The 9,124-nt window shown below is 34.9% G+C and carries 7 protein-coding genes and 2 pseudogenes; 7 read left to right on the top strand and 2 right to left on the bottom strand.

Annotated features, from left to right (window positions below):
- Positions 1 to 38: 38 nt before the first annotated feature.
- The gene (locus HMPREF0518_RS05910) at positions 39 to 962 is read right to left on the bottom strand and encodes an N-acetylglucosamine kinase (protein ID WP_003627087.1); all 924 of its coding nucleotides are present in this window, start codon (positions 960 to 962) and stop codon (positions 39 to 41) included.
- A gap of 107 nt (positions 963 to 1,069) precedes the next feature.
- Positions 1,070 to 3,661 (bottom strand): annotated as a pseudogene (locus HMPREF0518_RS05905) (YfhO family protein).
- 90 nt (positions 3,662 to 3,751) lie between these two features.
- On the opposite strand from HMPREF0518_RS05905, the gene HMPREF0518_RS05900 reads away from it, so the two are divergent.
- From HMPREF0518_RS05900 to miaA, 7 genes and pseudogenes are all read left to right on the top strand, one after another.
- Positions 3,752 to 5,860, top strand: a complete 2,109-nt coding sequence (locus HMPREF0518_RS05900; RefSeq protein ID WP_003629615.1) for a peptidoglycan D,D-transpeptidase FtsI family protein — start codon at positions 3,752 to 3,754, stop codon at positions 5,858 to 5,860.
- A gap of 76 nt (positions 5,861 to 5,936) precedes the next feature.
- Positions 5,937 to 6,086, top strand: coding sequence for a 50S ribosomal protein L33 (gene rpmG, locus HMPREF0518_RS05895; protein WP_003548272.1), 150 nt, complete (start codon positions 5,937 to 5,939; stop codon positions 6,084 to 6,086).
- Between the two features lie 62 nt (positions 6,087 to 6,148).
- Positions 6,149 to 6,709 (top strand): 5-formyltetrahydrofolate cyclo-ligase, encoded by a 561-nt coding sequence (locus tag HMPREF0518_RS05890; RefSeq protein ID WP_003627079.1) that lies wholly within the window; start codon positions 6,149 to 6,151, stop codon positions 6,707 to 6,709.
- 20 nt (positions 6,710 to 6,729) lie between these two features.
- A pseudogene (locus tag HMPREF0518_RS05885) lies at positions 6,730 to 7,409 on the top strand (rhomboid family intramembrane serine protease).
- Entirely contained in the window at positions 7,410 to 7,637 is a 228-nt protein-coding gene (locus tag HMPREF0518_RS05880) for a YqgQ family protein (RefSeq protein ID WP_003627075.1), read from the top strand. It begins immediately after the preceding pseudogene.
- 58 nt (positions 7,638 to 7,695) lie between these two features.
- The gene (locus tag HMPREF0518_RS05875) at positions 7,696 to 8,097 is read left to right on the top strand and encodes a rhodanese-like domain-containing protein (RefSeq protein WP_003627073.1); all 402 of its coding nucleotides are present in this window, start codon (positions 7,696 to 7,698) and stop codon (positions 8,095 to 8,097) included.
- A gap of 78 nt (positions 8,098 to 8,175) precedes the next feature.
- Positions 8,176 to 9,096 carry a tRNA (adenosine(37)-N6)-dimethylallyltransferase MiaA gene (gene miaA, locus HMPREF0518_RS05870; protein WP_003627072.1) on the top strand — a complete coding sequence of 307 codons (921 nt, stop codon included), beginning with the start codon at positions 8,176 to 8,178 and terminating at the stop codon, positions 9,094 to 9,096.
- The last annotated feature ends 28 nt before the right edge of the window (positions 9,097 to 9,124 follow it).

The raw sequence follows: 9,124 nt of genomic DNA, 5'->3' as shown, positions 1-9,124 counted from the left end.
CAATTTGTAAAAGCCGTGAGCTTTTTATTTATTTTAAATTAACGATCTTCGTGATTAGTGAAGTAACGGTAATCCTTACTCTTATCGAATAATACGGCACGAGCGTTTTCACCATTTGAAATAGAGAAGATTGCATCAGGATATTTATCCTTAACTTCGTCTTCAATGATTCCTCTCATCATTTCGTTGTTAGCTAAAACTGAACCAGTTAAAGCAATCTTCATTGGCTTTGGATCTTCGTAACGATCAAGACCAATGATGATGTCACGAGCCAATAAGTGAGCTTGTTGTTGGATGACCTTAATTGCATCATCGCTACCTTCATCTGCAAGCTTAGCAACGTGAACTGCCATTCCAGCAACTTCAGGATTAGACATTCTGTAGAACTTAGCGTTACATTCATCCATGTGTTCTACGCCGAATAACTTAGTAAACATTGGAATAAGTGCGTTATCTTCACGCTTGTCCCAGCTAAGAAGTGCAGATTGCATAGCTGAACGTGCAATAGCGTAACCTGAACCTTCATCACCTAAGATATTGCCGTAACCCCCTACAGCAATTAAGTGACCGTTTTGCAAACCGTTGTAAACTGAACCAGTACCGGCGATAACAAGAGCACCATCATCGCCTTCAAGGCCAGCATAAAGTGCCAAGAGTGAGTCAGTAATAGCACGAGTAGGTAAGTTGTTGATTCTTGATGAAATAGTAGCAGCAACTTCTGGTGCGTTACCAACAACAGAAAGACCAGCAATACCTACTAAAACACGCATGCAGTCGCCGTCAATCTTGTTTAACAATTCATTAATAGTATCGGAGATATTCTTGATTCCGCCTTCGTAATCAGCGTTAATTTGACCTGGACCGCCTTCTGCGCGACCAAGTTCCTTGCCGTTTTCGTCATATGCAATGGCAGTTGAGTGAGTACCGCCAGCATCTACACCAATTTGGTATGTAAGAGCCATATTCAAATCTTCTTTCTATTATTAATTTATCCAAATAATAATATATTCATTTTATTACATTTTTATATTATAGGTCTAGTATTATTTCTTGATGTTAGCGTTAACACTTATATTTTGTTTATTTTTATAAAAATTAATACGGATATTAAGCTGATTATCAAACCGATTATGAAAATCCATGGAATATAAATTAAAGTTATTTGATGGTTGCCTTGATTAAGATTAAAATTCAAAAAAGCATCAGCAAATAAAATTTTGTTCTTTCGAAGGATTTTTCCATTATCAAGTACTAACCAGTTAAAACTGTTGGGAATAGTAGATTTCATAGTCATTTTTTTATTTGTAGAAAAATGATTGGATTTAAGTACTAGGGCAGACTGCTGAGTAAACTGTGGTTGATTTTGCTTAAATTAACGCATTTCCTTAACTAATTTTGGGGTGTCTAAACGCCATAAATTTGCAGCATTTAAATCCAAGTTGTCTTTTTTCAAAGTGATTTCAATTTGAATGCGTTGTCCCCGTTGTCGACTTCCTAAATTGATTAGTCGAGTATTGGAGTCACGCACTGTAAGATTAATGTAGCTACCATTAACGTACATATCAATAGCATTGTCATCAATATCACCAGGAAGTTCAAGATAATATGATGAATTCGTCTGTGGTCTAAGGTTGAAGATTAAGCGAGCTTCCTGATTCTTTTTCTTCTTGGAATATTGCATCCAGCCACCATCCCAATTTGAGACATTAATCTTTTTAGGATCAGGCCAAATTACATGATGAAAAAGATTGATATTTCTACCAGTTGCAGCCTGTAAAAGTTGAGTTTGGTTTTTAGTAATATTAGTAGGATCAAATTTTACTTTTCTGGTAGTAGTCGGTGATAAAAATAACAGCGGCAGTGCAGAACTATTTTTCATCAGAATTAATTGGTTAAATCGCTTTTGTAAATGATAGTCACCGACATCAATTCTCTGATTTTTATTGTCATACTTCATTTGCTGCTTATTTTTAAGAGAAGTGATTTCTTCGTTAGGAAGAATATAATATTTAATCCCAAAGAGATCGTCAGTGATTGGAGTCCCACCAAAATTAGTATAAGAATTGCTATTATTAAGGAAGCCTAAATTATTTAACAATGACAATACATGCTGGTTAGAAATGGAATTAAAGTTGCTGAGGCCATAATAATTAGCGCTGAATGGATCATCGTCAGAGCGATAAAAGCTTTTCTCCGTTCGGTATAATCCTTTGTCGTGTTTAGCCTCATAGTTAGTAACTTGTGTAGTATTTTTGGCAAAATTTTGATAATCGTAATTCTTTTGATATGCTAAATTTCCTAATGATAAAACGAGGTTAATTACTAACTCTAATTCGATGATTAAATAAAAGAAGGTAGATGCGTAGTTGTTTTTATTATAAATAAAGGCGACAAACAATAATCCTAGAGCTAAAAAAGCACCTGTAGCAATTTGAGCGGTTTCGTTTAAGAAATCAAATGATTGATCATTAAATGTGACAAAAAGGATCAGTCCTAAAGCAATAAGCGCTAATGGTGCTATTTGCCATAATTTCACATTTTCTTGCTGGTTTAATGCAGTAATTGCTAAGTTTAAAGCTAAGAAGATCAAGACAAAACTAAAGCGACCAGGATACCAAACAGGAAATTGGCCTAGATGCCATAATAAAACTAGTGGTGTCCAAAATAATGAAGCAATTAAAAATAAGAGCAATAAGCCATTAGCTAGCTTGGTTTTCCAATTAATTTTTTTGCTTAGAAAATAAAAAAAAGTTAGCAATAAAAATGGGAGAGGGATGAAGATGTTTGGCATCCCTTCTTGCATTTCGTGAAAATTGTAAGCACCGTCAGCTAACTTTGCTATTTGATTATATGGAACAAATTGAAATCCCCATGACCAATTTGCGGAAGAAGCAGCCTTCCCTTGCAACATCTCTACAAAAACTGGCAATAGCATAAAAGCATCTAAAAAAGAGCCTAAAATACTTTTTGCTAGATATGATTTAAAAATAGTCCATTGTTTTTTTCTATTAAAAAAGAAAATTTTAGTCAGTAAATATAGAAAGCCGAATGCTAGTGCCATAAATGCAGTGTAAAAGTTGGTAAACCATAACAGAAATGTGATTAAAACTAAATGGTTCTTCTTTTGCATTAAAATATGATCAATTTCGTTAATTAAAAGAGGCAAAAGTATTACTGAATCTAACCACATTAAGTTGAAGTGGTTGGCGATAACATATCCAGATAATGCGTAGGCGCTACTTGCAGCTAAGGCATAGAAGGGCTTAGCTGTTTTTTGCTGCCAGTAGTAATAACTAGTTAGACCACCCGTAGCGATTTTTAATCCAATAATTACTAAAATGGCTTGAGCCAAGAAATTCTGTGGGAATAAAAATAATAATAGATTAAATGGACTGAAAAGATAATAGGCGTCCGTAGCTAGCATTGATCCACCTAGGCCATTTGAAAAAGAATAAATTAGACGAAGGGGATGTGAGAATAAGTTGTGTCTCAAAAAAGCTAAAAAATCAACATATTGTTGACCTAGGTCTACTGTTAAAACGCCATTTTTTGTATAGAAGAAGTAGCTGAAGAAAATCAAACCAGCTAAAATAAAACTTAATAAAAAAAGAAGATTTTTTTTAGTAGTAAATAATTTATGGATATTAAAATAATTATTCATCTTAAAATTTAGCTAAGCTCCGTTCTCAATCGTAGAATTAACGTTTAGTTTTTGTTAAAATACATACAGTTTTAGTGAGGGACGATATACGTGGATTATTTTAGAAAAAATAGAGGGACTGGTTCAAATAAGCAGTCTTCTACTCCAATAAGAATGCGAATCATTGTAGGGGTTATTCTTGTGCTTTTTGCGATGTTGATCGGACAACTAGCTTATTTACAGCTGGTATATGGATCTCGCTTTAAAGTAGAAGTACAACAATCTGATTCGACAGTTGTTTCAAATCAAGTGCCTCGTGGTGTGATGTATGATGCTGAAGGACATGTATTGGTAGGGAATAAGGCTACTAATGCGATCACCTATACTAAGAGTACATCAACCACTACTACGCAGATATATCAAATTTCGAATGCATTAAGCAACTACATTAAGATTACAGATGAAAAGCCGACAAAGCAAATGGTTGCTGATTATTATTTAGCAGATGGTGATAACAATACCAAGATTACAGCTAAATTGCCTAAATCAGCTAAAGTAGATGCAAATGGTAACAAGAAAACTAATTCTGAGGTTTACCAAGCAGCGATTGCTTATGTTGAAAAACTGAATCCTAAGTTAACTGAAAAGCAAAAAACAGCGGCATTGATCTTTAATAAGATTTCAGGTGCTTATACTTTATCAACTATTTATATCAAAAATAAAGGTTTAACTGATAAGGAAATCGCTCAAGTAGGTGAACACCTATCAGAATTGCCAGGTGTTGGTATCGGAACCGATTGGCAAAGATCATATCCAAACGGTTCTTCTATCCAAAGTATTATTGGTTCAGTTTCTACTGAAAAATCTGGATTGCCTAGTGACAACTTGCAATACTATTTGAGAAATGGCTATTCTCGTAATGATCGAGTAGGTACTTCATATCTAGAAGAAGAATATGAGCCTCTATTAAAGGGAACTAAGTCAACCAGCAAGGTAACTACAAAGTCTAACGGCAATATTCAACAGACTAAGACTGTTTATGATGGGCAGGCTGGTGCCAGCTTAATGTTGACAATTGACGCTAAGTATCAAAAAGAAGTTCAAGCATCTTTGAAGCGAATTTATAGTTCAGCTATTGGTGCAGGAGCAGCTCGTTATTCTAATGGTGCCTATGCTGTTGCAATGAATCCAAATACTGGCGCATTGTTAGCAACGGCTGGGCTTAATCGTAATACGAATACAGGCAAGGTAACCGATAATGCTTTAGGTGTAATTAATCAATCATTCGTTATGGGATCCGTAGTTAAGGGTGCTACAGTTTCTGGTGGTTTGATTAATAAGGTTATTACTCCAACTAACAATACTTTGCCTGATACGCCAATCTATCTTCCAGGTTCACCAGTTAAGAAATCTGTATATCCAATCGGAACTTTCAGTTCATTGGATGCTAAGACTGCCTTGGAAGTTTCAAGTAACATTTACATGATGCACTTAGCTATGAATTGGGTTGGCGCAAAATATGTACCTAAGACTTACATCCATATGCCAGACACTGCTTTTAATACTTTAAGAAGAAACTTTGCAATGTTTGGTCTAGGTCAAAAGACTGGTGTTGACCTTCCTGGTGAAGTTGCCGGAATTGAAGGTAAATCTTTCAATTCAAAAGGAAATATTCTTTCTGGTTCAGTACTTGACTTGGCTTATGGTAACTATGATGCTTATACGCCAATTCAGCTTGTTCAATATGTATCTACGATTGCTAATGGTGGTTATAGAATGCAGCCATATATTGTGCAGTCTGTTGGTAAGACAAGCAAAGACGGAAAGAAGATTTATATTAACTACAATAAGAAACCTAATGTTCAACAGTCTATTCCATGGACTTCAGATGAATTGAACGTAGTTAGAGAAGGTTTCTGGCGTGTAGTACATGGTACTAACGGCTGGGGTACTGCTCACTACTTGAAGGATGTTAAGCCATCAGTTTCAGGTAAAACTGGTACTGCTCAAACTTTCTACTATGATGCTGAACACCCTAATAGAAAGCATAATATTGAGTTGATTAACGCTACTTTCATTGGATATGCTCCATCTAAAAATCCAAAACTAGCCGTAGCTGTAGTGTTCCCAGGACTTGATCCAGACATGGAAGGGAAGTATACTTTGCAGGTAGCTAAAGCAATGATTCAGGATTATTTTAAACTTCATTCAACAAAATAAATAATTAACACTGGTCAAATTGTTTGAAAAATGCTATTCTAGTATAGTAAGAATAAAAGTGTAGGTGGTGAAAAAAATGGCAGATAACATCATTTTAGAATGCACAGAATGTGGCGATAGAAGTTACTTATCTAAGAAGAACAAGCGTAAGCATCCGGAACGATTATCTTTGAAGAAGTATTGCCCAGTTGAAAGACGCGCAACACTTCACCGTGAAACTAAGTAATAAATCAAAGTAGCAGGTTGTGTGCCTGCTATTTTTTGTAGGCAAATTTTTGTAGGCAAAAAATGAAAAAATCAGAATTAAGAAAAATACAAATCGAAAAATTAAAATGTTTTGCTAAAACTAAAGATAAAAAATTAGAAGATACAATTTTGCTTAAAAAGCTAATGGCAACAGATTTAATCAAAAATAGTCAGACTATTGGGATAACTGCTTCGTTGCCTTTAGAGATAGATACCTCTGAAATAATTGCCCATCTATGGGATGAGGGCAAGGAAGTATATTTAGCTAAAGCTGAGAACGATCAAAATCATACTTTAAATTTTTTGCATTACACATATATGAGTAAATTAAAAAAATCTAGTTTTGGCGTAGAAGAAATTGTTGATACAGATGCCAAGATTAATAATCACTTAGACTTAGTGATCGTTCCTGGATTAGCATTTGCACAGGATTCCCATGTTCGCTTAGGCTTTGGCGGTGGATATTATGATCGATTTTTGGCAAAATATAATCCTACAACTGTGTCATTAGTAAACTCTAAGATGCAATTTCAACATGCTGAATGGCCAGTTGAAAAAACAGATGTGCCAGTTCAGACACTTATAACTACTGAAACATATTAATTACTTTAAGGGAGGCTGGAATGAAGCAAAAAATTAACCTCTCACAATCATTTGTGACTTTAGGAATTTTAATAGGTTTATTAATAGTCTTTTTAATTGAAGTCTTTTTAGGCGGTTCTGAGAATATTAATGTTTTAATGAAAATGGGAGCGATGAACAATTACGCAGTTGTCGCTGGTCATCAATGGTGGCGCTTATTTGCTGCTCAATTTTTGCATATTGGTGTCATGCATTTGGTTTCTAATGCCATTATCATTTATTACATGGGACAATATATGGAACCAATTATGGGACATTTCCGCTTTTTAGTTACGTACTTATTAGCCGGAATAGGTGGTAACTTATTTAGTTTGGCTTTTAGTTCCGATCGTGGCTTAAGTGCGGGGGCTTCAACAGCTTTATTTGGACTCTTTGGAGCGATGGTCGCTATCGGCTTGCGTAATCTACATAATCCGATGATTAGCTTTTTAGGAAGACAAGCTTTGGTTTTAGCATTGATTAACCTAGCACTCGATATTTTTGTACCTGGTATTGATATTTGGGGTCATATCGGTGGCTTAATAACTGGTTTCTTATTGGCTATCATCTTGGGCGATCGCGTAATGCGGACATATAATCCTAAATGGCTCGTTTTAGCGGGAGCTGTTTTGATTGTTTATATAGTATGGACTGTTGAACAGGAATGGTTATTAGCTTTTAAATGAAGACTTTATATGATGTACAACAACTTTTAGAAAAATATGGTATTTTGGTTCATGTTGGCAAAAGAATCTGGGATATTGAGTTGATGGCACTTGAACTTGATAATATCAATAAAGCTGGTTTGATTGATCAACACGATTACATGATAGCGAAATTAATTTTACGAAGAGAACACAGAATTGAAGAATTAAAAGAGAAAGATAAAAAGAAAAAGGATAGCAAGTAAATTAGTTTAGCTGTATCATTATATTTGTAAGTTTTTATGGAAGGGCAGATTAAGGTCAATGTTGAGTTTTTTAATTATCTTAGATTTAGTTCTATTAGCCATTATTTTGGCCTTTGTAGGTATTTGGGGATGGAATAAATTCCAAGCCAAGTCTATGGGCGGCGAATTGACTAACGAAGGATTTAAGGCAGGCATGCGCAAGGCACAAATTATCGATTTGCGTGAAAAAGAACCATTTAAGCGCAAGCATATTGATGGTGCCCGTAACTTGCCATATACAATGCTTAAATATCAATATAATGAACTTAGAAGTGATTTGCCAGTTTATCTTTACTCAGATTCAAACACAATTACTTTAAGAGCTGCCCGTTTCTTGAAGAAGAAGGGCTTTGTTTCAATCCACTGGCTTAAAGGTGGTTTTGAAACTTGGGACGGTAGAACTAAGAAGTCTAAATATTAATAAAAGAAGACACATTTAGAGCTGTAGTAGCCTAAATGTGCTTTTTTGTATCAAAAATTAAATTGAAAAGATGATGATATGCAAAAAGTATTAGCAATAGTAGGGCCTACTGCAATTGGTAAAACTGATTTAGCAATTTCCTTGGCAAAAAAACTAAATGGTGAGATTGTCTCTGGAGATTCTATGCAAGTTTACCATGAAGTAGAGGTGGGCACAGCTAAAGCAACTAAAGAAGAGCAAGCAGAAGTTAAACATTATTTAGTTGACACAAGATCGGTATTTGATGAGTATTCTGTCAAGGACTTTGTGGATGAAGCAACTGAAGCAATTAACGATATTGGGGAGAAAAATAAGTTGCCCATTTTGGCTGGGGGAACAGGCTTTTATGTTAATGCACTGTTGAATAAGATGCAGTTGGGTGAAAGAAAAGAAGAAGACAGCGGAACTTCTCAAAAATGGGAAGATTATTTAAAACAAAATGGTCCACAAAAATTATGGGACATTTTGAATGAAAAAGATCCTGAAGCTGCTAAAAAAATTCCAGTTCCTAATTCTCGCAGAACAATGCGGGCATTAACGGTAATTGATCGAACTGGTAAAAAGTTCTCACAACAGCAAAAAAAGATTGAACCTAGATATGATTATTTAATCATTGGTTTAAATTCTGATAGGCAAGAAATTTATCGCCGCATTAATTTACGAGTTGATCGAATGATGCAAAAGGGGATGCTAGAAGAAGCAAAATTTATTTATCAAAATAGAGATAAAGAACATCAGGTGTTGCAAGCTATCGCATATAAAGAGTTTTTCCCTTATTTTGAAGGTGAGAAGACTTTAAATGAGTGTGTTGAACAATTGAAAACCGCGTCTAGGCGTTATGCTAAAAGACAACTTACTTATTTCAGAAATCAATTACCGGTTAATTGGTTTGATCCACTGAATGACCCTGACTGTGAAGACAAAATTATTAAAAATATAGAGGCATGGAAGAATGAATAATATCCCAGATGAATTGCAAAAAAATAGT

It is taken from the genome of Lactobacillus helveticus DSM 20075 = CGMCC 1.1877, assembly GCF_000160855.1.
Classification (GTDB): Bacteria; Bacillota; Bacilli; order Lactobacillales; family Lactobacillaceae; genus Lactobacillus; species Lactobacillus helveticus.
This window is presented reverse-complemented; position numbering and strand designations above follow the sequence as displayed.